Consider the following 26,694-nt stretch of genomic DNA (forward strand, 5'->3'; position numbering starts at 1 on the left):
ACGACTAATCTTTATAATCTATGCCTCTTCTTTTACATTTACTATTCTAACACAGAATTTAGCTAGTTCATTAACTACGATTACTAAAGATGCGATACCTATAACTTTTAGCCATGTTACTATATCCATTGCAACTGAGTTAAAGAAATCTTGGAATATTTGCGTAAATATTACTTGAGCTATTCCAGTAATTAGTATTATCTGTATCGCTAATTTATTTTTCATAAAGTTTGGTATTATACTGTCAGAACCAAATTCTCTACAGTTAAATGCATTAAATAATGCACAGAATGCAAATAAGGCAAATAAGACTGTACCTTTATGAGCTTCATCTACACCTAAGAAATTAAATGTAGATTGAGCTACAATCAGAGTTGTTATAAGCAGTGCATTTGATAAAATAGAGTACATCATTTTTTTAGAAATTATATTTGCATTTCTATTTACTGGTTTTCTGTTAAGAACATGATTTCTAACAGGCTCAAGACCTAGAGCTAGCGCTGGTGGTCCATCCATTATTATATTAACCCATAGTAACTGAATAGTTGTAAAAGGCATATCTTGACCCATTACTTGAGAAACTATGGCTACTAGGAACGCAATTATATTAACTGTGAGCTGGAACTGTACGAATCTCTGGAAGTTATCATATATTCCTCTACCCCATTTAATACCTTGTACAATTGTACTGAAACTATCGTCAGTAAGTATGATATCTGCAGCATTTTTAGAAACTTCAGTACCACTTATACCCATGGCTATACCGACATCTGCTTTAGAAAGTGCAGGCGCATCGTTTATACCATCTCCTGTTACAGCTACAACTTCACCTGATTTTTGAAGTGCTGTAACTATTCTCATCTTACTTTCTGGTTTACTTCTTGCTACTATAGCAATATCTTTTATTTCTTCTCTTAATTCTTCATCTGTTAAAGTGTCTATATAAGAAGCCTCAACAGCTCTCATGTTGTCTTTTAAAAGTCCTAAATCTTCACCTATAGCCTTTGCTGTTATAATATTGTCTCCTGTAAGCATTTTTACAGATACACCAGCATGGCTTGCCAAGTTTACAGATTCAACAACATCCTTTCTAAGCGGATCTCTTATTCCTACAAATCCACCAAATATTAAGTTTTCCTCTAGCATATCGACATTAACAAAATTATCTTCTGTTGTTATAGCTGCTTCTTCATCTGCTACAGAAACTTCTTTATATGCAAAGCCTAAACTTCTCATTGATTTTACTTGAAGTTTCTTGATTTCTTCTAGAACTTCATTTTTTATCTCATGTGTTATAGGTACTATGTTCGCCCCTCTTTGAACGTGAGAACATAGGTCAAGAATAATTTCTGGCGCACCTTTTGAAAGCAATACGTAATTACCATTATCTTTATATAGAGAAGTCATTCTCTTTGTTTCAGATGAGAATGGACTTTGTGCTGCTATCTCAGAATAATTTCTCATACCTCTGTAATCTTTATCGTCATTGTAAAGTAAAAGAGCACACTCAGTAGCACTTCCTAAGTACTTAACTTCACCATCAATTTTTTCTATATCTGCTGTTGAGTTTAAAATACAGTTTTCTATAAAGTAACTGTTAGATTTAGTTATGCTTCCGTCGATATATTCTCCATCAACGTTAACTACTTCAACAGTCATTCTGTTTTCTGTTAGTGTACCAGTCTTATCTGAGCAGATAACTGATACTGATCCAATAGTTTCACATGCCTCTTTTTTAGTAATGAGAGCATTGATTTTAGCCATCTTTTGCATAGTGATTGCAAGAGTCATATTAATCATTGTTGGTAATCCCTCAGGAACAGCCGCAACTATAAGAGCAACACATACTGTGAACGCTGTTTTAGCAGGTTCTATTGATTCCAAAAATGGCATAAACCCAGAAGTATCAACATTAAGTATTCCTTTGCTAACTGATTGGAATATCATAAATATAAATAATAAAGATGCTACAGCACTAGATACCTTAGCAATCATTCCACCTAAGTTACCAAGTTTTATTTGTAGAGGTGTTTCTTCATCTGGATCTGAAAGATGTTGGGCTATTTTACCCATCTCACTTTCATCACCTATAGAAGTTACAACCATTATTCCTCTACCATATGCTATAAGTGTTCCACCAAATACCATATTGATTTGCTTTGCTGGTATAGGATCTTGTATTATTATATTACCTTTAGATTCTATCTCCTCCATAGGCACTACTACTTCACATCTCTTAGATACATCATCTGATTCACCTGTAAGCATATCTTCTCTAGCCTTGATATTTACACATTCAATAAGTCTTCCATCTGCAGGAATCATATCTCCTGTTTCAATGTAAACAATATCTCCTGGTACTAACTCATTTTTTGATACTTGATGTATTTTTCCATTTCTCATTGCCTTTACTTCAATATTTTCGGTCATTTTTGAAAGTGCATCAGCGGCTTTTTTAGAACGACCTTCTGTAATCATACCTATTGCAATACCTATAGATATAGCACCTATAATCCCAATAGCGTCATGCGTCTCTCCAATTAACGCACTTACTATAGCTGCTACTATAAGTATCATTATCATAGGTTCAGTTAAAGCATCTTTTAAATTTTGCCAAAAACTAACTTCAGCTTTTGGAGTAAACTCATTTAAACCATATTTTTCCCTTCTGATTTTTACTTCTTCATCTGATAGACCTTTTTCCCAGTCAACTGATAATTCTTCAAGGACTTCAAGTCCTGTTTGATTAAAATACTTCATTTGATCTTTGTTATTTTCCATACTCTTAGATTCCATAGCCTCTCTCAATTTTGTCTAGATTTTTTAAAACTTCAGTAAGACTTGCATCTTTAGTTCCCTCACCTATTGCTTCGAATTGCCAACTACCATCTTTTCTATATATACATCCAACTATTAAAGTTGTCTTATCAGCATAATTATCAGTTAAGTTGTACTTTACTATCTCATTGCGAGTAGTTTGGTCTACGACTCTTATAAAAGCATTTTTAATCATACCAAAGTGCTGATTCCTACGAGCACAATCGTATATATTAACAACAAATAATAGTTTATGTATTTTACTTGGTAGTTTATCAAGTTCAACTAATATTTGCTCGTCATCTCCATCTCCATCTCCTGTAAGATTGTCTCCAGTGTGTATAACTGATCTACATTTACTTTTTAAATTTCCAAAGTAAATTAAATCTTTTACATTGTCAAGTTTATCTTTATTATCTAGCATAAAGACAGACGCATCGCAATCTATATTAACTTTACTCGCACCCATGAGAGATTTAAAAAAACCTCCCCCACCTTCAGATACTGGATCCCATCCAAGGCCTACCGTGATCTTACTAAGACCCGGGCTTGATTTTTTTAAATCTATTTTGTCCCCTTTTTTTAAGTTAATTGACATACTAAACCTCCAAATTAAATACTCTTCTCTTAATACACCCTACTATCAATGTCCTCATATTGTCATAGTTATCAGATAAATAATAATAAGCCATTTATTTATCTGTTGTCTGATCTACTACTCTTATGAATGTATTTTTTATCATACCGAAATTTGTTTTTTCGAAAAAGTTAAAGATATCTACTACAAATAAAAACTTATCTATTCGAGCATAAACATTTCACACTCCAATGTTGATGAATTACACACTTAAACCGTAGTTTCTGCAAAGTGCCTCAAGTCCACCTTCAAATCCTGCTCCAACAGCGCTAAACTTCCATTCACCGTTATATCTATAGATTTCACATACAGTTATTGCTGTTTCTATACTGAACTCCTCACCAAGATCGTATCTAAGTATTTCTTCTTCATTATCAGTGTTTAAAACTCTAACGTATGAATTAGAAACTTGTCCAAAATTTTGTCTTCTTTGCTCAGCATCATATATTGTTACAGTTACTGCTACTTTCTCTATATGATCAGGGATTTTAGGTAGATCCATTATGATTTCCTCGTCATCTCCATCTCCTTCACCAGTTCTGTTATCTCCTAAATGTTCTACTGAACCAGAACTGTGCTTTAAGTTGTTGTAGAATATAAAATCTTCGTCTCTCTCAACTCTATTAGATTTACCTACCATAAAAACACTGACATCTAGGTCGTAATCATAGCCACTGTCAAATGAATTTGTATCCCAACCTAAACCTAATTTTATTTTTTTTAGACCTGGATTTCCTTTTGTCAGATCTATTTTTTGTCCTTTTTTCAATACTATTGCCATAAAAATCCCCCCGTCAGTTATATTTTTAAATTTATATATGTACTGTATAATTATATATTTATATTAATAGTTATATATTTATACCAAAATTTCCACAAAGCGCAGAAAGACCACCTTCAAATCCTGCTCCTAAAGCATTAAACTTCCACTCACCATTGTGTCTGTATATCTCTGCTACAACTACTGCTGTCTCTATACTAAAATCTTCACCAAGCTCATACTTAATAAGTTCTTCATTTGAATCTTTATTTACTATCCTTATATAAGAATTGCTTACTTGCCCAAAATTTTGTCTTCTTTCCAAAGCATCATGAATAGTAACTGTAAATGAAATTTTATCTATTTCATTTGGCACTTTCGATAAATCTACAAGTATTTCTTCATCATCTCCATCACCTTCACCAGTTCTATTGTCACCTAAATGTTCTACTGAACCAGAGCTATGCTTTAGGTTATTGTAGAAAATAAAATCTCCATCATTAGTAACGCTTCCGTTAGATCCAGTTAAAAAAACGGCTGAATCTAAGTCAAAATCAAATCCACCATCATATTTATTAGTATCCCAACCCAATCCAACTAAAATATTATTAAGCCCTGGATTAGTTTTTGTCAAATCTACTTTTTGTCCTTTTGCTAATGTTATACCCATAGTTTTACTCTCCTTACTTATGTTATTATTAAATTTTTTCTTCATTATTAATAGTATTATATCATTTTTTATATAATTATGTCCTCTAAATTACTGCTATTCTAATAAGATTCTAATGATTTAACCTAATTTTTAAAATTTTAAAAAGAAATTTATTGAAGATATACCATTTAATTTTTTAATAGTTTTAAATAACAAAGGTATACTATGTAATGAGGTGATTTTAATGAAGAAAAAATTTTTAGTTACTTTAGTTTTATCATTTATATTTACAATTTCAGCATTAACTAACTCAATTGCCTTAACAGCTAATACTACTGGTTTTAAGGTTAAACCATTACCTTATGCATATGATGCATTAGAGCCATATATCGATAAAGAAACTATGACTTTACATCATGATAAACACTACAAAACTTATGTAGATAACCTAAACAAAAGCCTAGAAAAATATCCAGAGTTATATAAATACTCTTTAGAAGATCTCCTAAAGAATATTAGTTCTCTACCAAAAGATATTCAAAAATCTGTGCTAAATAATGGTGGTGGTGCTTATAACCATGAGTTTTTCTTTGATATTATGACTCCAGAGAAGACTGAGCCATCTGAAGATCTAAGAGTTTCTATTGAAAAAGATTTTGGATCTTATGAAAACTTTAAAGAACAGTTTAAAGAAGCTGCATTAAGTGTATTTGGATCTGGTTGGGCTTGGCTGGTAAAGGATTCTAACGGTAACCTTTCTATAGTTACTACACCAAATCAAAACAGTCCAATCTCTGATAATCTAACACCTATAATAGGATTAGATGTATGGGAGCATGCATATTATTTGAAATATAAAAATGTCAGAGCAAATTATATTGATAACTGGTTTAATGTGGTAAATTGGAATAAAGCTCTAGAAAACTTAAATAGTAAATAAAATGGAAAGAAGAAGACACACACAGTAATAGCCTATTTTTCAAGCTGTTGTGTTGCGTGTCTTCTTCATATTTTTATTTATAATACTTCTTTTTATATTTTGTAACCTTTTATATTATATGTTCTTTTGCTACTTCTTGAGTTGAAGCTTCTTGGCTAAGAAGTCTCATTATTTTTACTGTTGAACTCATGTCGTTTATTAATATTGCACCTACTAATTTGTCATCCTTCATAAATAGTTTTTTATAAATTTTATTTTTTGAATCTTTTAAGTATAATTCTCCATCGTAATCTCGAATATTTCCAAGAGTGAACACTTTAGATTCCATAGCATCTAATGATACTGGATAGCTTTCGTTCATAAACTCAATTTTGTCTCCACATGCATTTGCACCAGCAATTCTTCCCATTTCTATTGATGTTGGCCAGATTGCGAGTACTTTATTTTCTATTTGTGCAACATCCCCACATGCAAAGATATTATCTACTGATGTTTTCATGTTCCTATCTACTACGATTCCTCTTTCAACTTTTATTGACGTATCTTTTGCTATATCTGTGTTAGATCTTACTCCTATAGAGAATACTACCATATCACAGTAAACTTTGCTCCCATCTTTAAAAACTACACTTGTAGTGCCTTCTGATTCTTCTATAGAATCAACAGCTACACCTGTCATAACTTTTACCTTAGCATCTTCCTCTATACATCTTCTTAGCATTTTACTTCCTTCTGAGTCAAGTTGTCTACAAAGTATATTATCCATAGCTTCTACTACAACAACTTCTAATCCTTTTAGCTTAAATTCCCATGCTGCTTCTAACCCAAGAAGACCTCCACCAATAACAACAACTTTTTTTGCTTTATCAGTAGCAACTTTTATAGTTTCTAAATGCTTTTTATTCCTTAGTGTGTAAACATTATCTAAATCATGACCAGAAATAGGAGGAATTAAATTACTGCTACCTGTAGCTATTATTAATTTGTCATATTTCAATGATTCATTCCCAATAAGAATCGTAGATTCTTTATCATTTATCCTATCCACTCTAGTATCGAGTAAGACTTTTATATTATTATCTTCATACCATTTTTTATCTGCTACATAAAAATCTTTTCCCAAAGACTCATTTAATCCATCTGAAAGTGCTGGTCTGTAATATGTCAACTCACTTTCATCACTAATCATAGTTATATCACAAGTATTATTTCTCTTTCTAATAGCATCTGCTGCATAGAATCCGGCTCCACCGTTACCTACAATTACATAATGCTCATTAGTATCTTTGTGAAAGATAATTTCTTCTTCATATACTTCTATAAATTGATCTTCTTTTGCACCACATGCTGGACATACTTGTGGCGGTTCATCTCCATCAAATATTTCATTACATATCACACATTTAAATCTCTTCTTACCCTTTTTCTTAGAGAATATATGATTTAATTTTTCTAAAAATTTATCGGCATATTGGTTGATGTATCCGATTTCCACATGAGATGGTTTAAAATTAACTGCAAGAGGTTCAATTGTAGCCATTCTGAGCTGTTTTAATCTCTCCATCAAGTTATCAGTACCTTCACCACTCCATCCGTATGAACCAAATACTGATGCAACCTTTCCACCGTGAATTACTGGATTAAGCGACATTAAAATATTCCATATCGGAGGAAGTGCATCACCTAATATAGTGGGAGTTCCAAGTAATAAACCTTGAGATTTTATAACAGTAGGCATTACTTCTTCTGGTTTACTTTCTACTAAATCAAATGTATTAACTTTATAATCGCTATTTTTTTCTATATATTCCTTTACAGTTTCAGCTAAAGTCTTAGTGTAACCGTAAGCTGAAACATAACATATGGTTACTTCTTTTTCTAAAACTAATTGTTCCTCAGAGCTCCACTTATAGTATAAATCCACTATTCTTCTAGGGTTTTCAGTGAGAACTGGACCGTGCCCAGGGCATATGATGTCAATATCCAAATCTCTTATTTTATCTACTGCAGTTACAACAAAAGGCTTAAATGGTCCCATTATATTGTCATAATAATATCTCAATGCTTCCAGATAATTTTTTTCTTCTTCTTCATTTAATGTATTTACTATTTTGTCATTGCTATAATGGCTTCCAAATGAATCACAAGTAACCAATGTTTTATCTTCTTTGATATAAGTGTAAATTGTATCTGGCCAATGTAGCATAGGTACAGAATAAAATTCTAATGTTTTATCTCCTATTGAAAGAGTGTCTCCATCCTCAACAGTTATATATTCAAAATCTCTGTTAACGATTTCCTTAAGAAAAGTAAGAGCTCTTTCTGATGCAACTATCTTAGCATTTGGTGCTAAATCTAACATCTTTTCAACACTACCTGCATGGTCAGGTTCTGTATGACTTACAACTATATAATCGACTGTATTTAGGTCAATTTCTAAATGTTCTAGTCTTTCAATGTATTGCTCAAATGTCCTGTCTTTCACAGTTTCAAATAATACTGTTTTCTCACTGCCTTTTAGTACATATGAATTATACGTAGTACCATATGGAGTATACATTATAATATCAAACACTCTAAGATTTGGATCAAGTGCTCCTACCCAGTATAAATTTTTTTTAATTTCTAAAGATTTCAACGACATAATTTTCCCCTCCCAATTATATTGTTATATTTATACCACACTTAGTTAATTACTAAACAAATTTTTATAAATTATTATTTTTTCATATGAATTTTAATTAAACTTTCAATAGAAAATATGCTTTTTAATGTATTTATTCTTAGAAAAGTTTATTTATAAAATAAAGCTGCATTCAAAAACTTCTTAATTAGTTTTTGAATGCAGCTTTTTTAAGTAAAAATTCTAAGCATGGCATATCACATACCATTTAATTTAAATAGTTAATCTCTTTCTACTTCTAAAACTTTAGAGTTTTTTGCATCTACTTTAACTTTATACTCAGTTTTGTCCTCAATTATTTTTATAGTGTAATAAGTTGATCCTTTTTCATTTTTTAAAGACCACTCTTTTACAATACCGCTATGTTCTTTATGTGCTATATCCATTGCTTTATCTGGCGCAATCACTTCATCAAAATTTATCTTTCTTTCTCTTAGCGCCCCGTTTTTTTCATTATCGTCTAACATCTCCGTTTTATCTTTTACAATTTCAGAAGTGTTTGCATCTATAGTAAATTTATATTCATTTTCATCATCAACACCCTCTATATCATAAAGATAATTATTGTGATTTTTATCAAGTTCTATTTCTATGATATCTACATTTTTGTGCTTCTCGTTAAATTTATCTATAGCATCTTTATGAGACAATTTGAAATTTTTTCCTATTAAGGTATCTTCATTAGTTACTTTATCTGTTTCTTTATTATTTTCATACAGTTCATCTTTTACATCACTTGTTGTACTTTGCTTATCAGATTTGTCTCTTTCTTTATCGTTATTCATACCACAAGCTGTTAAAGAAGATACTAAAACTAGCATTGTAAGTAACGCACTTAATTTTTTCATTATAATAACCTCCTTATTTTAGTATTATTATTTACATATAAGTTGATTATTATTACCCTATTATTTAACTATGCAATCTATATCTCTTTTCTCTCTTATAAACTTAACACTCCTAAATATTACAAAGTAGGCTATAAATAATACAACATATTTTTTTATATCAAATGCTAAAAGATCATCTTGCATTGTTATAAATCCAACATGAGGATTAGATTTTGCATAATGCATACTTATAACTGATATCGTATTGTTTATGAAATGTAAAAGCATTGGTACAAAAATTGATCCCGACTTGTATAACGAATAAGAAAAAATTAATCCAAGTATCGTAGTTGGTATTATTCTAATAAAGTTCATATGCATAATACCAAATAATAATGAACTAACTAAAATAGCAAATACAACTGGTTTTTTGCTATTTTTATTATTAGTTTGAATGTTTTTAAGAGAGGAATATATAAATCCTCTAAATAGTAACTCCTCACATATAGCTGGAGTTCCCGCAATAATTATTATATTTAATAAAATATTATCTTTTATATATAGTGCATCATTCAAAGCTTCGACAACTTCCATATTTTCTGGTAGTAACTTCAAAATTAAATTTGTAATAAATATTACAACCATAAATCCAAGTATATATAGAATTAGAGACCTTATTACAGCTAATATTTTTGGTTTTCTTAAGCTAAAAACCTCGATTGGGTTAGCTTTTATATAGAAAGCAAATGCAAATACAATAAGTAAAAACATTGCTTGAGTCATGATAATCCCATACATACCGTATTTCATCTGTACGTAACTTCCTACATATATTAATAAGACTAAAGCAACTACATACGCTGCAAACCCATCACTTGGCTTAGGCATTGTACCCTTTTTAATGTTAGATCGCTTCTCTAAAAAAGAAAATCCTCTACCATCTCCAAACAATATTTCTTCAGAATTAAACAACTTTGAAAGCACTAATAGAGATATTATTACAAATATAATATTTGATAAAAGTACTAAACCAATAAGAGTAAAGTTGCTATCAAATGATAGTACACTCTTTATAAGCAAAGAAATATTTACTACTGGAATCATAGCGTTGGCTCCATTTAACTCCATATTAGGAATCATTGAAACATACGAAGGTAACATAACTATGAGCATAAGTGGAGTAATATAGTTTTGCGCCTCCTTAAAGCTTTTAGCAAGAGAACACACACACATACTGACTGCTGATATCACCATAGCAAATATACATATACATATTAGTGTAATAAGTATTGGCATTGTTAAACTGCTAAAGCTTGAAAATGATATCCCTATATCTCCAAGATCACCTGAACTGTTAATTAACAGAGCCATTGTAAGTCCCATTGACAATATATTAAATGCAGCTGAAAGTACTGCAACCAAAGATACCGATAAATACTTTCCAATTACCAATTCTAAATTTGATATTGGTAGTGTAAACAATGTCTCTAGAGTACCTCTCTCTTTTTCCCCCGCCATTACATCTATAGCTGGGTAAATAGCTCCCATAAGTATTCCTATAACTAGTATAAATGGAAGTATTCTTCCTAAAAGATTCCCTGCTACTTCCTCACTACTAGCCACATCAATTTCCTTATATGTTATAGGGTTAAGCACTTTGTAGGGACTTAATCCGCTCTTTTCTATGTTTTTATTTACTAAGTTATCTTTATATTCGTTTAAAGTATCTTCAATTCTACTAGATACTACAGAAGCTTTATTAGCAGATGAATCTATGTAGACACTATACTCTTTTTCACCTTCTTTATTTTGAATGGCTATATACGCATCCAACTTTCCTTCTGAAATAGCTCTTTTATAGTCATCTGTTTTAACAATATTTATCTTTGGTGGTTTTTCACCGTTGTTATTTATAGGTTTTGGCTTTGGATTATTTAATACATCAATAAGCTCTTTTTCTGGATTAGAACTAAAAGCGATATTTATTTCCTGATTATTTAAATCTTTCATAGACATCATCATTATCTGTGACGTCCCTACCATAATAAGAGGATATAAAATTATAGGAAGGACTACCATCATAAACAGCGTTTTTTTATCTCTCAGTATATCTATTATTTCTTTTTTGAACACTTGCTTTACTATATTAAACCTCATAAAACTCACCTCTTATCTTAACAAGCTCAATAAATACATCTCTCAAATTATTTTTAGTAGTCTTTTTCTTTAACTCTTCTGAAGTACCTTGAGCTATTATTCTACCCTGGTGAATCATTATAATTTTATCACATAGAGTCTCTGCTTCTTCCATATAGTGTGTTGAGTATAAAACTGTTTTTCCCCTCTGCTTTTCCATTTTCATAAACTCAATGATTGATGAACTGCTTAATACATCTAATCCTAGAGTAGGTTCATCAAATATGTATACTTGTGGCGAGTGAATCAAACAGCGAGCTATAGATGTACGTTGAGTTTGACCAGTAGATAGATTTTCTATTCTATTATCAATAAATTCATCCATATCCATTACACTTATTATTTCATCTATATTTCTATCTATTTCATGTTTATCCATCTCGTATAAATTTCCAAAGATTTTTAATAACTCCCTTGGAGATAGTCTTCCATAAAGTTTTGTATTACCAGATAAATATCCTATTTCTTTTTTAGCTGTATTCTTATCTATTGAATAATTGTGCCCCCTAACTGTTATATCTCCTGATGTTGGTGTAAGAATTCCACCAAGCATCCTTAAAAGAGTAGTCTTACCTGCACCATTTGGACCCAGTATTCCTACTATTTCACCTTTATTTGCTTCAAAGCTTACATTATTAACTGCTAAAAACTCCTCTTTTTTAGTTCTAAATCCTTTTTTTTTGTTGTTATTGTCTTTTACTTCTTTTGTAAACATTTTACTAAGATTATTTACTTTTATCATATATATCACATCCCCTCTACATCTCTATTACTAATAATACCAATTACATCAAAAAATTTCCATCATAAAAGGTAATAAAAAAAAGTGACATAAGTCACTTTTAGTTATATAATTATATGCTTAACTTAACCTAGATATCCATTTTTGAGTTTGGCTATAAATATCATCTGCTTTAAGAATTGAGGATATCACTGAATATCCACTGCTCTTCAATGGAAACAGTTGTTCCACATTATCTAAATTTATTCCTCCAATAAGAACAAAGGGGATATCTACATTGTCTCGAATTTCATCTACAATATCAAATGTAGATGACTCTGCATCCTTTTTCGTATCTGTAGCAAACATTGATCCAATTCCAATATAATCTGCATCATCACTTAAGGCCCTTTTTGCTTCTTCTGTAGTTTTAGCAGATACACCTAATATCTTTTCATCTCCAATTAACTTTCTAACACTTTTAGCGTCAATGTCACTTTGACCTACATGAACTCCATCAGCATCACACAAAAGAGCTATATCCACTCTATCATTAATAATAAGCTTTACGCCATATTTTCTAGTTAGTTCTCTAAGTTTCAACGCTCTATCTAAAAAATCTTTTCCAGATGCATTTTTTTCCCTGTGTTGCAATATTGTTACCCCACCTTTTAAAGCATCTTCGATACATTTATAAAAATTTCTCTCTTTTATCATATCGTAATCGGTAATTAAATACAGTTTAAGTTCTTGTTTTAACTTTTCTCTATCAACCATCAAATATAACCTCCGTATTATGATTTGCTTTATACAAGCTCAATCTTAGCAAATGACTTTAATTTATCTACACTTAAACTATTTAAATTGTCCATTAGTTTAACTCTGAATGTTCCTATATTAGGCTTATTTGCACCTGCAAGTTCACCACTAAGTGACATAGACAAAATCCCCATAGTAGATGCTTCTAACGCATTATCTGTAGCTCCTAAAAATGATCCGACTAAGCTTGTACACATACAACCTGTACCTGTTATACTCTGTAAGTTTTCATCCCCATTTAAAATTTTGTAGGTTTTTTTACCATCGCTTATGGCATCTATTTTCCCTGTTGCAGCGGCTATGCAATTATATCTCTTTGCCAACGTTATAGCAACTTCAGTTGGATCGTCTTCATCAAAACAATCTACACCTCTACCATTAAATTCGAACCCAGCCAAAAACTTCATTTCAGATATATTGCCTTTAATAACTGTAAAATTAACCTCTTTTAATAGTATTTCAATTAATTCCCTTCTTTTTTTAGATGCAAAAGCTGCAACAGGATCTAATACTATTGGTATCTGGTACTTATTTGCAGTTTTAGCTGCTTTAATAAATAGATCGCTTGATTCCATATCCCCGATATTTATAACTACAGAACTTGCTGAACTTACCATGTCGTCTACTTCTTCAACTGATGCACTCATAATAGGACTTGCACCCACAGCTAAAGTTACATTTGCGCAGTCGTTGATAGTGACTCTATTGGTATATTGCACAACTAGAGGTTTAGCTAGCCTAACTTCATCAACTAAATTAAATAACGCTTTCATAAAATCCCCTCCCAATCACATTTATCTTCATTATAACTAATATTATTTATAAATTTGAAATTCCTTTAAATCCAAAACTACTCAAACTTATAGAAATGATGCACCGGTCCTACTCCTTTACCTATATCAAAACTATGTTCAATTGCTTCAGATATGTAAATTTTACTTAATCTCACTGCTTCTTTGATATCATATCCTAAGGCAAGATGCGATGCTATTGAAGAAGAAAGCGTACAACCTGTCCCATGTGTATTTTTTCTATCGAATCTCTTACCTGAGTATATTTCAAGTAAATTTTCTCCCATAAGCACATCGACAGCATCTCCATCTAAGTGTCCGCCTTTTATAAGGACATTCTTAGCACCCATTTTTAATATCATTTCTCCTGCTTTTTTCATGTCATCTATAGTTTCTATTTTTATTCCAGTTATCTCTTCTGCCTCTGGCACATTCGGTGTCAAAATATAAGAAAGCGGTATTAGTTTTTTTATTAAATTTTCTACAGCATCTGGTTTTAAAAGAGGACAATTACTCTTTGAAATCATAACTGGATCAAGCACAACATATTCTGGCTTATATTTTACTAACCCCTCTGTTACCTTTTGAATAATTTCACTGTTGTACACCATACCAATTTTCACTGCTTTGGGAAATATATCTGTAAACACTGCATCTATCTGTTTTTCAATTATATCTGTACTAAGCGCTTCAATACCGTATACACCTTCTGTATTTTGAGCAGTTATAGCAACTATTACACTCATACCATAAGTTCCTAGTGCACTGAATGCTTTTAAATCTGCTTGTATTCCAGCTCCACCAGATGAATCTGATGTAGCTATTGTTAATGTTGGTACTCTATATTTTTTCATATCTATACCTCCTAAGATAATACTTAATAATATACATAAAAAAAGCTACACCCAATCGGGCATAGCTTTTAAATTATAAATAATTATTTCTAATATCAAAATCTAAGTATAGCTTGCCTACGCTGGAATTACCCAGATCAGGTCAAAAGGGTCGGAATATCCTCTCAGCAAAATTGCGCCCCTAGCTTTTTCTATTTAATTATATCTAAATATAATTATAATACACTGTTTATTTATGTCAAGCTGATATACAATCAATTTTATGCTATATATCACTTAAATCACAAATTGTATATTCTAAGGTACTATCTAAATACTTTTCTAATATCTTCGGATCATCAATCACAAGTAGCTTCTTATTTCTATCAAGTTTCTTTATAGAATATTCAAGTTTCATTGCCATACTTTTGCTAGAAGTTAGAAACAATGCCTTTAGTTCAGAAAAGCCTCTCGCTCTTGTATATTTTGAATTAATACCTTTTTTATGCTCCTCTATCCTTCTTTTTATATCAGTCGTATATCCAGTATAGAGACTACCATCCTTACATCCAATGATATAAGTATAAAACAATTAATCACCACCTAATAAATGCTGTTGTATAAATATTATTTTATCTTAACATCAATAAATTTTCTATGCTTACAACAATTTATTGAGCGTAGTATTTTATATTTAATTTGCTGATTGCTTAGCTTCTTTAGATTTTTTGATTTTATAAATTATTGCAAGTGCTATAAACCAAACTGGTGTTACAAATAAAGCAAATCTAGTATCATCTGCCAATGCAAGAACTACTAAAACGAATGCTAAGAACGCCAATATTATATAATTTGACACTGGATAAAGAGGCATTTTAAATTTATTCTTAGCTGCTAACTCAGGTCTAGTTTTTCTATATTTTAAGTGACAAATTATAGTTATCCCCCAGATATAGATAAAGCAAACTGTTGAAACACTAGTAATAATTGTAAATACAGTTGCTGCACTTGGTATTGTGTAATTAAGTACAACAGATACTGCAACAACTAAAGCAGAGAAGAATATTGCGTTCGCTGGCACTTTGTGTTTTGTTAATTTTCTGAAAGATTTAGGTGCATCTCCCTCTTTAGCTAGTGAGAATACCATACGGCTTGTACTAAATACCCCACTATTACAAGCTGATGCTGCTGAAGTTAAAACTACAAAGTTTACAATGCTTGCAGCTCCCGTTATCCCAATTACTGAAAATACCTTAACAAATGGACTTGCAGTTGGATCAACCTGATTCCATGGGTAAATACTCATTATAACTGCTAAAGCTCCAATATAGAATATAAGTATACGTATAGGTATATTATTTATAGCACTTGGTATAACTTTTTCTGGATTTTCTGTTTCACCAGCTGTAAGACCAACAAGCTCTATTCCAACGAATGCGAATACTACCATTTGGAATGATAGAATAAATCCATTTATTCCATTTGCAAAGAATCCATGATTCCACAAGTTTGAGAAGCTTGCTTTCGTTCCATCGGCCTCTACCCCTTTGAAAATTAAGACTATTCCGACAATTATTAATGCTAATATAGCTATAATTTTTATCAGAGCAAACCAGAACTCCATTTCACCAAATAGTTTAACTGTAGCTAAGTTCATAATTATTAATATCACTAAACAAATTAAACCTGGTACCCACTGTTGTACGCTTGGGAACCAAAACTGAATGTACATTCCTACTGCGGTTAAGTCAGCCATTGCTATACATACCCAACAGAACCAATAAGTCCATCCAGTAACGAATGCAAAAGCATCACCTAAATAATCCCCAACGAAATCTACAAACGAATGGTAATTTAAGTTTGAAATAAGTAACTCTCCCAAAGCTCTCATAATTAAGAAACAAATACCACCAGTAATTAAGTACGCTAACAGGATCGATGGCCCTGCTAAGTGTATCGACTTACCAGATCCTAAGAATAGCCCTGTTCCTATGGCACCTCCAATTGCTATTAACTGCACATGTCGGTTCTTCAAACCTCTTTCCAGTTGTTCAGACTCCATAGTAAATTCCCCTCCCAATATAAATCATTCAAGTAAAAATAAAGAGTTCTATAGTTAAAGAAAAGCTATGGAAACGTTTCCATTATTTGATAATTACAATGCTTGTTCTCACTGTAGAAACCTTTTCTTTATTTTCTAATATAATAATCTTCTTTTTTATCACGGTCAAGTAAAGCCTACGTTAAGAAATGTTAAGGGAATTTAACAAAATGCTATAAGCTATTGCAAAAACTAGTCTTAATTTTCACAATAGCTTTAATATTTACTTTATTATTTTTTAAATTATTTTATCTTTTTCAATATTTTGTTTATTTGCTATTTTTGCAGGTATACCAACTACTGTAACCCCGTCAGGAACATCTTTGAGTACTACAGCATTTGCTCCAACTTTAGAGTTCGAACCTATATTTATAGGTCCTAAAACCTTGGCACCAGCTCCAATTAGTACATTGTCCCCTACAGTAGGATGCCTTTTTCCAGTATCTTTACCAGTCCCTCCCAAAGTACTCCCGTGAAATATCGTTACTCGGTTTCCTACTATAGCAGTCTCCCCTATAACGACACCCATTCCATGGTCTATAAATATACTTTCACCTATTTGGGCACCTGGATGTATTTCTATTCCCGTAAAGAATCTAGATAATTGGGATAAAAGCCTTGCTAAAAAAAATCTCTTCTTTTTGTATAAAAAATGTGATCCTCTATGCATGATCATAGCGTGTACTGAAGGATATAGTAAAAATACTTCAATCTTTGATTTTGACGCCGGATCATTTTCCATAATATATTCTAAATCTTTGTTTATCCTTCTAAACAAATAACCCAACTCCCTTAAACTAAAAATAATTAATCAAATATTCCCATAGACATATATTTATCTATTCCATCTGGCGCTATCGTAACTATCTTTTTTCCTGGGTATTTTTTTGCAATCTCTAAAGCTCCAAAAACATTGGCTCCAGCAGAAACCCCAACCAAAAGCCCTTCTTTTTCAGCCAAAATTCTTACCATTTCAAAAGCATCATCATCATCAACTGTTATAACTTCATCTACTAAAGTTTTGTCGTAGTTCGCTGGAATAAAGTTAGCTCCTATTCCTTGTATCTTATGAGGACCAGACTTTCCTTCTGAAATTGCGGGAGACTTAGTAGGCTCTATAGCAACAATTTTAACATCCGGCTTTCTTTCTTTTAAATACCTTGCAACACCTGTTAAAGTTCCTGAAGTTCCAACCCCTGTAATAAATATATCTATATCCTCTAAATCATTATATATTTCTACTGCAGTAGTTCTGTAATGAATATCAGGATTATCTTCATTTTCAAACTGCTTTAGCGATTTGTAATTAGGATTATTATTTAAAAGTTCCTGAGCTTTATTTAAAGCTCCTGCCATCCCTTCTTTACCATCAGTTAATATTAATCTAGCTCCATATGCTTTCATTAGGCTTCTTCTTTCTATACTCATTGTCTCTGGCATTACTATTACTACTTCATATCCTTTTACTCTTCCTACCATTGAGAGAGCAATCCCGGTATTTCCACTAGTTGCCTCTACAAGAACATCACTTTTATTTAACTCTCCTCTTTTTTCTAGTCCCTCTATCATTCCTAATACTGCTCTATCTTTAACACTACCTGCTGGATTTGACTTTTCTATTTTTACGTATATATCAGTTAATTTGTCATTCATCTCCAAATTATTAAGTCTAAACATAGGCGTATTTCCAATTAAATCTAAAATATTTTCGTATATCATAATACTTCCTCCTAAATATTAACTTTACTATCAAAATGATAATTATAAATATATTATAGTATTATCATATTGATAATTCAACCCCTTTTTTAAATATTTAATTTTTTAGAAAAATCAGTCACATTTTTTTTTAAAATTTCTATAAATAATTTATAAATACTTAGTATAAGTAAACAAATAAAAAATTAATATAAACTTTATGGTTATTTATACTAAACCTTGAATCAACTAATAAAAACTTTTTTCTTTTTTAAATGCTATAAGTATTGAAAATACTGTATTATAAATATTTTAATTTTCACCTAATTTTTTTCTATAAAAGTATTGATTTATTTTTAAAAAACCTGTATAATATTTAGTTTTCAAAAATCGCATATACAAAACTTTTTTTATAGCATATAATATATATAAATTAAAGAAGGGAAGGTTTTTTATGATAAGCCGGACGAACATGGAAAGGATACTATTGATATTTATAGGTTCTTCCATACTAGCATTTGGAGTTTACAATTTTTATTATTTAAACAATATTACGGAAGGTGGAGTGTTAGGACTTTTACTACTGTTAAAAAATTTATTTGACATAGATCCTTCAATTGCAAATGTGGTAATTGATATTGCTCTGTTATTAGTAGGATACAAATTCTTTGGTAAGAAGTTCTTTATTTACTCTATAATAGCATCTGTAAGTTTCTCTGTTCTATATTACTGTTTTGAAATTATTGGTCCTATTGTACCTAAATTTGACAGTATGCTACTATCCACTATATTTGCTGGTACTACAGTTGGTATAGGAGTAGGACTAATTGTAAAAGCAGGATGTGCTGCTGGAGGAGACGATGCACTTGCATTAGTAATTTCTAAGACTACATCTTTTGGACTAGGAAAAATATATCTTATTGCAGATATTTCTATACTTTTATTGTCTCTTTTATATTTATCAGCTTTTAGCGTATTTTATTCAGTAATCGCTGTAACTATAAGCAGTAAGATAATAGATCTGATTTATTATCACGGAAAAAATTTAGAAATAGATTTAAAAGTAAGTTAATAAAAATACAATAAAGCCAGGAAGTTAATCTCCTGGCTTTATTACTTTTAACCCTTTCTGATTTAAATTTTAGAAAAGATCTTTTAGCAATTTTGCTTTATTAAATAATTATGAGATAGGAAGTGATACTATAAATTCAGTACCAACATCGACCTTACTCTTCAAACAAATTTTACCGCCATGCATATTTACCATTGATTTGACTAGTGAAAGTCCTATTCCACTTCCCCTAGGCTTACACAAACCGCCGATATTAACTTTCTCAAATCTATCAAATATTTTATCTATTTTTTCTTTAGGAATTCCTATACCATTGTCCTCAACTGCAATATGAAAATAACCATTTTGTGCAGATAAACGTATTTTTATAATACCATTAATCTCTTTATTGTATTTAATCGAATTACTCAATAAATTGATTAAAATTCTCTCCATCTTATCTTTATCAAAACTTATAAATAACTCGCCTATATCTGATTCAAATATTAATTCTATATTTTTTTCAGAAGCAAACTCAACAACAGATAGACAAGTAATCTCAATAAATTTTACTATATCATTAGTCTCAGGATTAAAATCATTATATCCTGTTCTAAGCTTTGTAAAATCAATTATATTGTCAACAAGTTTAATTACTCTAATAGCATTTAACTTCATTATATTCACATTTCTTCTTATTGCTTGATTATCATCTAAAAAGTTTTCGCCAGTTTTTTCAATAACTTGTAGAGATGAATATATCATATTTATTGGTGTTATAAGTTCGTGAACTATATTTGTAAAATCACTCATCTTATTTAAATACATACCTTCCTCTAAATCTTCTCTTAACATATCCATTTCATTTATAAATGTTAAAAATAACTCCATTGTATCTTTATATCTATCTGCATTTTTATCTATAGTATTAATATATTCTAAAAATTTTTCTATATTATCCGATATAAAATAATAAAAATCATCACTACTTTCAAAACCATCCTTTAATAGCTCGCAATTAAAAGTAATTTCTGTTAAATAAAATATTGTTTCGGATTCACTAAATTCTTGTTTTTCTATACAAAACCACTTTCCTAACTCAGATATATATCTATAGACTTTATTACCTTTAGATGAATTTTTTGTACTAATATTTAGTGGTTGTTTATTTAAATTAAATAATTCTGAAAAATCAACATCTTCATTAATTATATTATTTTCGATAATATTTAGCAAACTATAGTTAACACACTTAATTTTAAAAATCTCTCTATTTTCAATCAGTTCTTTATAACAGAATATTGCAGGTATTGGCATTTTTTTTAAATAATCTAAGAATCCTTCAAAATTCCCCATATTATTGATTCTCCTTTATTTAGATTAATGTGAATATAATATATATCAATATATATTATTTTAATTATAACATAATTTATAACATATTTTTACAAATTATGCGCTTTTTATCATTAAATTCATCTATTTTTACACTCTATTACTTATTTTACATATATATAGTATACACTATATATATGTAAATAAAAAAAGTGATAATGATGCAAATAGCATCTGTATCACTTTTTTTATTATTTATCAATATTTAATTATATTATCTATAATTATTTATCTTCTCTGTTCCTATTTGTAAGTATAGAATTTCTCCTATAGTAAAGTCTGATGTTCAATTCATATCCTAAAGTAATAACCCAACTACTAAAATAAATCCAAGTAATGAGAACTATTATTTCAGCTATACTACCATAGATTACTTCATAATTTGCCCAATGGTTTGTATAATAAGAATACAAATACGATACAATGAACCACGAAAATGTAGCAAAAACTGAACCCGGAACAACCTCCCTAAAGTTTATCTTTTTATTTGGTGTATACTTGTAAAGAATTGTAAATGCAACTATGATCGTAATAATTGTTACACTGTACCTAAGAATATTCCAGAGATTCAAAAATACAGCATCAAGACCTACAAAAGTAAATAGAAATAGCCCTATTTTCTCACCATAAACTAAAAATATAATAGATACAAATATTAACATTAATAATATAAATGTAAAAAAGAAAGATATAAACATTATTTTTAAAAAGGATCTCGTCTCCCTAACACGATACGACTTATTCATGCCTTTTATTAATGCCTTAACAGCTCTAGACGTAGTCCACATTGTTAAAATAAAACTCATGAATAGAAATCTTAAATTTCTATTATTTATTGCTGACACGATTATAGATGATAAAACATTGAAAACACTTGCGGGCATTATACTAGCAAATAACCCAGAATATTTATTCATATGAAATTCTGGAATATATGCTACTCCACTTATAAAGCATAATAAAAACGGAAAAATAGACAATAAAATAAAGAATGATAGCTCTGCAGTTCTAGAACTTAGTTCACTGTAGTTAGATCTATTTACTAATTCTCTTAATTTATTATAAATAGTAAACATAAACCTCTCCCTTAAATCTCTTAACTAATAATGTTCTTATATTTAATGTGTTTGAGATATTTTATATATTTATTTAATTTTAACATATTGAATACTTTTATTTTACTACTTTATTTATTTTATATTCTATTGATATTAACATCAAAAAATAATACAGAGGCGCTTACCTCTGCATTAATTCTAAGTTGATAATACTTATTATACCAATACTTAATACGTATTATTATTTGTGTTACCGAATTTTTCACAATCCATATTGCTTAAGATAAAATTGGAAATACAATCAATTGTTTTTTCATTAATTAAATTGTCCAATTTACTTGGTATAATCATGTTTTTATATTCTATTTTTAATTTTTCTAAGGCCTCTTTTTTATCCATTTAAACGCCTACTTTTCAACTTTAAATTTTAATTTTTTAAGTGCTGTATAAAGTCTAGTTTTTACTGTATTTATATTTTCATCCAATATTTCAGCTACCTCATCAATTTTTAAATCTTCAAAAAATCTTAATAGCAGTATAGATTTATATTCAATAGGAAGCTCTTCCAAGGCTTTTATCAAATCGATATCTGAATATTTATCGTATACTCTATCTTGATCAACAGATAGTTCTGTTGAAATTAAATTTGTATAGCGAGCATTCTTCCTAATATTATCGATACTAGTCCTAATAAGTATTTTATAAAACCATGTTTTTATACAGTTTATATCTTGAATAGTGTCAATTGAACAAAGAGCTTTATATATTGAATCCTGTACTACATCAAGTGCATCTTCTTCATTTTTTGTGTAACTATATGCAATTCTATAAAACGAATTCTTATTTTCTATTATATAAGACTCAGCTTTTTTTCTATTATCACTCTTAGACATCCTGTAAATCCCCTCTCGATTACAGGCTAGGACGATTTTCTGAGATTTAATTTTTAACTATTTTTTTATATCAGCATTTTTTTCCAATGAATTTAGATGAATTAGGAATTTTTCATCTATAATTTTATTTCTAATCATACTTCTACTGTCTTCGAAACTTAACTGTTTGTTTTTCTTATCGTTAACTCTCACAATATGGTATCCATAGCTTGTTTCAAATACATTAGAAGTTTTTCCTTTTTCTAGATTAAAAACATGTTTTGTAAACTCGGCATTTTTACTATCTTTAGTAAAATAACCAAGACCACCACCGTTTTTACCAGTAGCTTTATCATCAGAGTACCTTTTTGCTAACTCTTCAAAGTCTGCACCATTTTCTAATTCAGTAAATACCTTATCAGCCTTTTCTTTTAATGTTTTATTTTCAGCATCGTTTACTGGCTTCTTCTCTTTGTCTAAAGTCGATATCAATATATGTGAAGCATCGACTTCAGGAATACTAAATTCATTTTTATTGTTTTTATAGTAGTCTTGAATTTCTTGTTCACTTATGTTCAACTTGTCTACAAAATCTTTTCTGTATTTTTCAATCGTTAAATCTCTAGATATTTCTTTTAATAAGTAATCTTTATCAACACCTGCTTTATCCAATTCTTTCTTATAGCTTGGGTTTGATGTTATCTCCTCACTTAATTCTTCGTATTTAGAATTAATTTCAGCTTCGCTTGGAGAAAATCCTTTATCCTTAGCCTTTTGATATAAAAGTTCATTATCTATCATAAACGATAATAACATATTTTCCAAATCTTTTTTACCCTTTTTATCTAAAGACTTGTTCATATCATCGAAAGTTTTTCCATTTAAATAGTCATTTGTTACAGACAGTATTGTCGTAGTCTTTTTATATTGTTCCTTTGTTATATCAACATCATTTACAGTCGCTATACTTTTTCCACTACAAGCTGTAAGTGAAATAGATATCAGACCTATTATCCCTAAGTAGAATATTTTTTTCAATATTATGCACCTCGTCAATTCTTATTAATTAATTCGTATATAATCACTTTATTTTAAGTTATTAAGCCAATAATTATGTGGAGTTTGGTTTTGTTCTATAGGTTGAAACTCATAACCTTCATTAGCCAAATAAGTAAGCATTGGATCTAATGCATCCAAGCTCTGTTGTTTCTCATGTATAAGGATGATTAATTTATCATTTGATGGATTGTGATTTTTTACACTGTCTACTATCTGAGTAGAGTTTGCTTTCCAGTCCATAGTGTCTAAATCCCAGTCCCAAATTTTATATCCAGATGAAACCATAGCATCATAAGAAGCCTGTGGTGTATAAGGTTTACTACCATAAGGTATTCTTATTACCTTTGAACGTTTACCTGTTATATCATAGAAAGTTTTAGCACATTGATCAAATTCTTCTTTTGCAGATGTTGGCGTTGTATATAATTTATGAATATCGTGAGTAACACTGTGGAATCCTCCAGTATTCCCACTATTAACTATATTTTTCACCTGCTCTGGATATGCCTTCATATTTCCGTCGATCATAAAGAATGTACCCTTTGCATTATGCTTGTCCAAAACTTTAATAAGCTGATCTGTAAATTTTGATGGTCCATCATCTATAGTTATGTAAGCTACCTTACCAGCACTCCTTGTTGGGCCCTTATTAATTTCTTCTGATGCGTTGCTAACTATACTTGTTATAGTACTGTTTGCAAGTTTAGAATCTCTAACCGACTCTTCTTCGCTAGTATTACCTTTGAATTTTATAATACCGAATACAGCTGCTACAACTACAATCACTCCTCCTATTACTACAGTAACTTTCTTAGTGTTAATTCTCTTTTGTTTCTTTCTAGTGTATATATTCTTTTTCCTCATTGCAATTCCTCCAAATTTTGCTATTTACGTTGATATACCCCCGCATATTAAAAAACGCCCTAATATATAGACGTTCTATTTCAACAAAAAGTTTTATTTTTTTAAAATAAATATCAAATCTTATATATTTTTGTATAAATACATTATAACAAAAAGAAAGCCCTAGTTAAACTAGGACTTTTCTATATAAGATATTTTATTCTTAATTTTGTTTACTTAACTTCTTTTTGTTTACTTTTTAAAACTAGATAATATACTGGTAAACCTAATCCTGTTATAAGTAAACTAACAACTGCTCTAAGTCTAGGACCTCCACCAGAGAACAACAGTAAGTTTATTAAAACAAATGACCCACTTATTATAGCTATTAAAGGCACTATTGGATATAGTGGAACTTTATAACTTCTTGGAGCATCTGGCATACGCTTTCTAAGCATAATTACCCCTATAAAAGTAAGAACATAGAATAACCAACTTGAGAATACAGCTAAGTCAGTTAACAGGTTAAATTGATTAGTTAAAGCGTAGATTCCTGAAAGTGTTGCCACAAATATAATAGCGTTTGCTGGAACTTGTGCACTGTTTAATTTAGCTAATTTATCAGAGAATGGAAGAGTTTTATCCTCTGCTAATTTATATACAACTCTTGGTCCTGTTAAAAGGTAGCCATTTAAAGTACCAAACACTGATATAAGTATACCAATAGATATTATTGTACCACCAACATCACCAAATACTGCTCTTGCAACAGCTGAAGCTGGTGATGTTTCAACTGCTAATTGACTAGCTGGTAAAACCCATAAGTAAGCTAAGTTTATAATGAAGTATACTGCAGTACATATTGTAAGACCACCTATTATAGCTTTAGGTAAATCTTTTCCTGGATTTTTCATTTCTCCAGCTATTGCACCAACATTAAGCCAGCCATCATATGCGAATAGTATAGCTATAAGAACTTGACCTATTACACTTCCTAGTCCTACGCCTTCTCCTACAAGCGGCGAAAATACTGGATTTCCTCCACCACCTTTTACGAAACCAAAGACCATTATTACTATTAGAGGTATTAATTTACAAACTGTAGAAACCGTTTGTATCGTACCGCCAGTTTTAGATCCCATTGTGTTTAAAAATGCTACTAACATTATTAAACCAATTGCTATAGGTAATTGAAATTGCGGAGTTCCTGTCATATCTGTTAGCTGTTGTGCGAATATAACTGCAAGTGCCGCTGATAAACCTGGGAAAAATAACACTATTTGCATCCACCCTGCTAAAAATCCTAATTTTTCTCCATAAATTTCTTTAATATAAACCATCATTCCACCAGTTTTAGGTATTAAAACTGCTACTTCTGCTACTGTTAACCCAGCTGCTATGGTCATAATTCCGGCTAATAACCAAGCTATCATTCCAAGACCAGGTTCTCCGCCTGTCATTTCATAAACAGCTTGAGGTTTAAAGAACACTCCAGAACCGATTACAGATCCGATAACTGTAGACATTGCTGCAGACAGTCCAAGCGTCTTTTTTAGTTCATTACTCATAATAATTCCCTCCAATTTTCAATTTTACTGATACAAATATTTTATATACTTTAATAAGTATAATATAAATTTCTAAAAATTCAAATATATTTTAAAAATTTTACAAACTTTTAAAATTAATATTTAACACAGAATTTTTCACTCAATAACTTCTTTTTTAAATAAAATATTACAAATAGATACATATATTAAGAAGATTTTACTTTAAAAATTCGCATTGAAAATTTTTTAACCATTTTCCATATACACATAATTCATAATAATTGTTTCATTTTTTAATCTTAAAAACCTTTTTAATCTTGCTTATTTATAAAATAAAAATAAATTTTTCTTAATAAACTATACATATATAAATAAAATAAGAAATCTT

At 30.1% G+C, this 26,694-nt stretch carries 25 protein-coding genes and 1 riboswitch; of the genes, 2 read left to right on the top strand and 23 right to left on the bottom strand.

The annotated features are described in order from the left end of the window. Window positions 1-18: 18 nt before the first annotated feature. From KQI18_RS00900 to KQI18_RS00920, 5 genes are all read right to left on the bottom strand, one after another. A complete protein-coding gene (locus KQI18_RS00900) occupies window positions 19-2,781 on the bottom strand; it encodes a calcium-translocating P-type ATPase, PMCA-type (protein ID WP_334299387.1) in 2,763 nt (920 codons plus the stop codon). Between the two features lie 4 nt (window positions 2,782-2,785). Beyond that, complete coding sequence (locus KQI18_RS00905) at window positions 2,786-3,415, bottom strand: TerD family protein (RefSeq protein ID WP_216465615.1); 630 nt, start codon at window positions 3,413-3,415, stop codon at window positions 2,786-2,788. 94 nt (window positions 3,416-3,509) lie between these two features. After that, window positions 3,510-3,620: a TerD family protein gene (locus KQI18_RS14530; RefSeq protein WP_216466229.1), complete on the bottom strand. Its 111-nt coding sequence runs from the start codon at window positions 3,618-3,620 to the stop codon at window positions 3,510-3,512. 36 nt (window positions 3,621-3,656) lie between these two features. Further along, a complete protein-coding gene (locus KQI18_RS00915; protein WP_216465616.1) occupies window positions 3,657-4,235 on the bottom strand; it encodes a TerD family protein in 579 nt (192 codons plus the stop codon). 70 nt (window positions 4,236-4,305) lie between these two features. Beyond that, window positions 4,306-4,884, bottom strand: coding sequence for a TerD family protein (locus KQI18_RS00920; protein WP_216465617.1), 579 nt, complete (start codon window positions 4,882-4,884; stop codon window positions 4,306-4,308). Window positions 4,885-5,110: 226 nt separating this feature from the next. Here KQI18_RS00920 and KQI18_RS00925 point away from each other — a divergent pair, with 226 nt between their 5' ends. Further along, window positions 5,111-5,806, top strand: a complete 696-nt coding sequence (locus tag KQI18_RS00925; protein ID WP_216465618.1) for a superoxide dismutase — start codon at window positions 5,111-5,113, stop codon at window positions 5,804-5,806. 109 nt (window positions 5,807-5,915) lie between these two features. On the opposite strand, the gene KQI18_RS00930 is transcribed toward KQI18_RS00925, so the two are convergent. The 11 genes from KQI18_RS00930 to cysK form a co-directional block, all read right to left on the bottom strand. Continuing rightward, window positions 5,916-8,450: an FAD-dependent oxidoreductase gene (locus tag KQI18_RS00930; protein ID WP_216465619.1), complete on the bottom strand. Its 2,535-nt coding sequence runs from the start codon at window positions 8,448-8,450 to the stop codon at window positions 5,916-5,918. Between the two features lie 260 nt (window positions 8,451-8,710). Continuing rightward, a complete protein-coding gene (locus KQI18_RS00935) occupies window positions 8,711-9,337 on the bottom strand; it encodes a PepSY domain-containing protein (protein ID WP_216465620.1) in 627 nt (208 codons plus the stop codon). Between the two features lie 60 nt (window positions 9,338-9,397). Continuing rightward, window positions 9,398-11,476 carry an ABC transporter permease subunit/CPBP intramembrane protease gene (locus KQI18_RS00940; protein ID WP_216465621.1) on the bottom strand — a complete coding sequence of 693 codons (2,079 nt, stop codon included), beginning with the start codon at window positions 11,474-11,476 and terminating at the stop codon, window positions 9,398-9,400. Continuing rightward, window positions 11,466-12,257: an ABC transporter ATP-binding protein gene (locus KQI18_RS00945; protein ID WP_216465622.1), complete on the bottom strand. Its 792-nt coding sequence runs from the start codon at window positions 12,255-12,257 to the stop codon at window positions 11,466-11,468. Before KQI18_RS00945 ends, KQI18_RS00940 begins: the two co-directional genes overlap by 11 nt. Before the next feature lie 120 nt (window positions 12,258-12,377). After that, window positions 12,378-13,013 carry a thiamine phosphate synthase gene (thiE, locus tag KQI18_RS00950; RefSeq protein WP_216465623.1) on the bottom strand — a complete coding sequence of 212 codons (636 nt, stop codon included), beginning with the start codon at window positions 13,011-13,013 and terminating at the stop codon, window positions 12,378-12,380. A 29-nt stretch (window positions 13,014-13,042) separates the two neighbouring features. Then, complete coding sequence (thiM, locus tag KQI18_RS00955) at window positions 13,043-13,828, bottom strand: hydroxyethylthiazole kinase (RefSeq protein WP_216465624.1); 786 nt, start codon at window positions 13,826-13,828, stop codon at window positions 13,043-13,045. 77 nt (window positions 13,829-13,905) lie between these two features. Further along, entirely contained in the window at window positions 13,906-14,700 is a 795-nt protein-coding gene (gene thiD / locus KQI18_RS00960) for a bifunctional hydroxymethylpyrimidine kinase/phosphomethylpyrimidine kinase (protein WP_216465625.1), read from the bottom strand. A 97-nt stretch (window positions 14,701-14,797) separates the two neighbouring features. Beyond that, window positions 14,798-14,893, bottom strand: a riboswitch (TPP riboswitch). A gap of 72 nt (window positions 14,894-14,965) precedes the next feature. Further along, window positions 14,966-15,271 carry a GIY-YIG nuclease family protein gene (locus KQI18_RS00965; protein ID WP_216465626.1) on the bottom strand — a complete coding sequence of 102 codons (306 nt, stop codon included), beginning with the start codon at window positions 15,269-15,271 and terminating at the stop codon, window positions 14,966-14,968. A gap of 102 nt (window positions 15,272-15,373) precedes the next feature. Further along, on the bottom strand, window positions 15,374-16,741 hold the full coding sequence (locus tag KQI18_RS00970) for an amino acid permease (protein WP_216465627.1): 1,368 nt from the start codon (window positions 16,739-16,741) through the stop codon (window positions 15,374-15,376). 277 nt (window positions 16,742-17,018) lie between these two features. Further along, window positions 17,019-17,558: a serine O-acetyltransferase EpsC gene (epsC, locus tag KQI18_RS00975; protein WP_216465628.1), complete on the bottom strand. Its 540-nt coding sequence runs from the start codon at window positions 17,556-17,558 to the stop codon at window positions 17,019-17,021. A gap of 29 nt (window positions 17,559-17,587) precedes the next feature. Then, on the bottom strand, window positions 17,588-18,499 hold the full coding sequence (gene cysK, locus KQI18_RS00980) for a cysteine synthase A (protein ID WP_216465629.1): 912 nt from the start codon (window positions 18,497-18,499) through the stop codon (window positions 17,588-17,590). 433 nt (window positions 18,500-18,932) lie between these two features. Between cysK and KQI18_RS00985 the strand changes: the two genes are divergently transcribed. After that, complete coding sequence (locus KQI18_RS00985; RefSeq protein WP_216465630.1) at window positions 18,933-19,550, top strand: YitT family protein; 618 nt, start codon at window positions 18,933-18,935, stop codon at window positions 19,548-19,550. Window positions 19,551-19,658: 108 nt separating this feature from the next. On the opposite strand, the gene KQI18_RS00990 is transcribed toward KQI18_RS00985, so the two are convergent. From KQI18_RS00990 to KQI18_RS01020, 7 genes are all read right to left on the bottom strand, one after another. After that, window positions 19,659-20,885, bottom strand: a complete 1,227-nt coding sequence (locus KQI18_RS00990; RefSeq protein ID WP_216465631.1) for a sensor histidine kinase — start codon at window positions 20,883-20,885, stop codon at window positions 19,659-19,661. A 263-nt stretch (window positions 20,886-21,148) separates the two neighbouring features. After that, window positions 21,149-22,000, bottom strand: a complete 852-nt coding sequence (locus tag KQI18_RS00995; RefSeq protein WP_216465632.1) for a YihY/virulence factor BrkB family protein — start codon at window positions 21,998-22,000, stop codon at window positions 21,149-21,151. A gap of 210 nt (window positions 22,001-22,210) precedes the next feature. Then, window positions 22,211-22,381 carry a hypothetical protein gene (locus KQI18_RS01000; protein ID WP_216465633.1) on the bottom strand — a complete coding sequence of 57 codons (171 nt, stop codon included), beginning with the start codon at window positions 22,379-22,381 and terminating at the stop codon, window positions 22,211-22,213. Window positions 22,382-22,389: 8 nt separating this feature from the next. Beyond that, entirely contained in the window at window positions 22,390-22,875 is a 486-nt protein-coding gene (locus KQI18_RS01005; protein ID WP_216465634.1) for an RNA polymerase sigma factor, read from the bottom strand. 57 nt (window positions 22,876-22,932) lie between these two features. Next, entirely contained in the window at window positions 22,933-23,892 is a 960-nt protein-coding gene (locus tag KQI18_RS01010; RefSeq protein ID WP_216465635.1) for a peptidylprolyl isomerase, read from the bottom strand. 48 nt (window positions 23,893-23,940) lie between these two features. Next, window positions 23,941-24,777, bottom strand: coding sequence for a polysaccharide deacetylase family protein (locus KQI18_RS01015; RefSeq protein WP_216465636.1), 837 nt, complete (start codon window positions 24,775-24,777; stop codon window positions 23,941-23,943). Between the two features lie 212 nt (window positions 24,778-24,989). Further along, window positions 24,990-26,324 (bottom strand): APC family permease, encoded by a 1,335-nt coding sequence (locus tag KQI18_RS01020; RefSeq protein WP_236887582.1) that lies wholly within the window; start codon window positions 26,322-26,324, stop codon window positions 24,990-24,992. Between the last annotated feature and the right edge of the window lie 370 nt (window positions 26,325-26,694).

The organism is Metaclostridioides mangenotii, from assembly GCF_018917235.1.
Lineage (GTDB): Bacteria > Bacillota > Clostridia > Peptostreptococcales > Peptostreptococcaceae > Metaclostridioides.

Coding starts and splice junctions, on each gene's coding strand:
- KQI18_RS00900 (WP_334299387.1), bottom strand. CDS start 2,781: ATGGAAAATAACAAAGATCAAATGAAGTATTTTAATCAAACAGGACTT.
- KQI18_RS00905 (WP_216465615.1), bottom strand. CDS start 3,415: ATGTCAATTAACTTAAAAAAAGGGGACAAAATAGATTTAAAAAAATCA.
- KQI18_RS00915 (WP_216465616.1), bottom strand. CDS start 4,235: ATGGCAATAGTATTGAAAAAAGGACAAAAAATAGATCTGACAAAAGGA.
- KQI18_RS00920 (WP_216465617.1), bottom strand. CDS start 4,884: ATGGGTATAACATTAGCAAAAGGACAAAAAGTAGATTTGACAAAAACT.
- KQI18_RS00925 (WP_216465618.1), top strand. CDS start 5,111: ATGAAGAAAAAATTTTTAGTTACTTTAGTTTTATCATTTATATTTACA.
- KQI18_RS00930 (WP_216465619.1), bottom strand. CDS start 8,450: ATGTCGTTGAAATCTTTAGAAATTAAAAAAAATTTATACTGGGTAGGA.
- KQI18_RS00935 (WP_216465620.1), bottom strand. CDS start 9,337: ATGAAAAAATTAAGTGCGTTACTTACAATGCTAGTTTTAGTATCTTCT.
- KQI18_RS00940 (WP_216465621.1), bottom strand. CDS start 11,476: ATGAGGTTTAATATAGTAAAGCAAGTGTTCAAAAAAGAAATAATAGAT.
- KQI18_RS00945 (WP_216465622.1), bottom strand. CDS start 12,257: ATGATAAAAGTAAATAATCTTAGTAAAATGTTTACAAAAGAAGTAAAA.
- thiE (WP_216465623.1), bottom strand. CDS start 13,013: ATGGTTGATAGAGAAAAGTTAAAACAAGAACTTAAACTGTATTTAATT.
- thiM (WP_216465624.1), bottom strand. CDS start 13,828: ATGAAAGCGTTATTTAATTTAGTTGATGAAGTTAGGCTAGCTAAACCT.
- thiD (WP_216465625.1), bottom strand. CDS start 14,700: ATGAAAAAATATAGAGTACCAACATTAACAATAGCTACATCAGATTCA.
- KQI18_RS00970 (WP_216465627.1), bottom strand. CDS start 16,741: ATGGAGTCTGAACAACTGGAAAGAGGTTTGAAGAACCGACATGTGCAG.
- cysK (WP_216465629.1), bottom strand. CDS start 18,499: ATGATATACGAAAATATTTTAGATTTAATTGGAAATACGCCTATGTTT.
- KQI18_RS00985 (WP_216465630.1), top strand. CDS start 18,933: ATGATAAGCCGGACGAACATGGAAAGGATACTATTGATATTTATAGGT.
- KQI18_RS00990 (WP_216465631.1), bottom strand. CDS start 20,885: ATGGGGAATTTTGAAGGATTCTTAGATTATTTAAAAAAAATGCCAATA.
- KQI18_RS00995 (WP_216465632.1), bottom strand. CDS start 22,000: ATGTTTACTATTTATAATAAATTAAGAGAATTAGTAAATAGATCTAAC.
- KQI18_RS01000 (WP_216465633.1), bottom strand. CDS start 22,381: ATGGATAAAAAAGAGGCCTTAGAAAAATTAAAAATAGAATATAAAAAC.
- KQI18_RS01005 (WP_216465634.1), bottom strand. CDS start 22,875: ATGTCTAAGAGTGATAATAGAAAAAAAGCTGAGTCTTATATAATAGAA.
- KQI18_RS01015 (WP_216465636.1), bottom strand. CDS start 24,777: ATGAGGAAAAAGAATATATACACTAGAAAGAAACAAAAGAGAATTAAC.
- KQI18_RS01020 (WP_236887582.1), bottom strand. CDS start 26,324: ATGAGTAATGAACTAAAAAAGACGCTTGGACTGTCTGCAGCAATGTCT.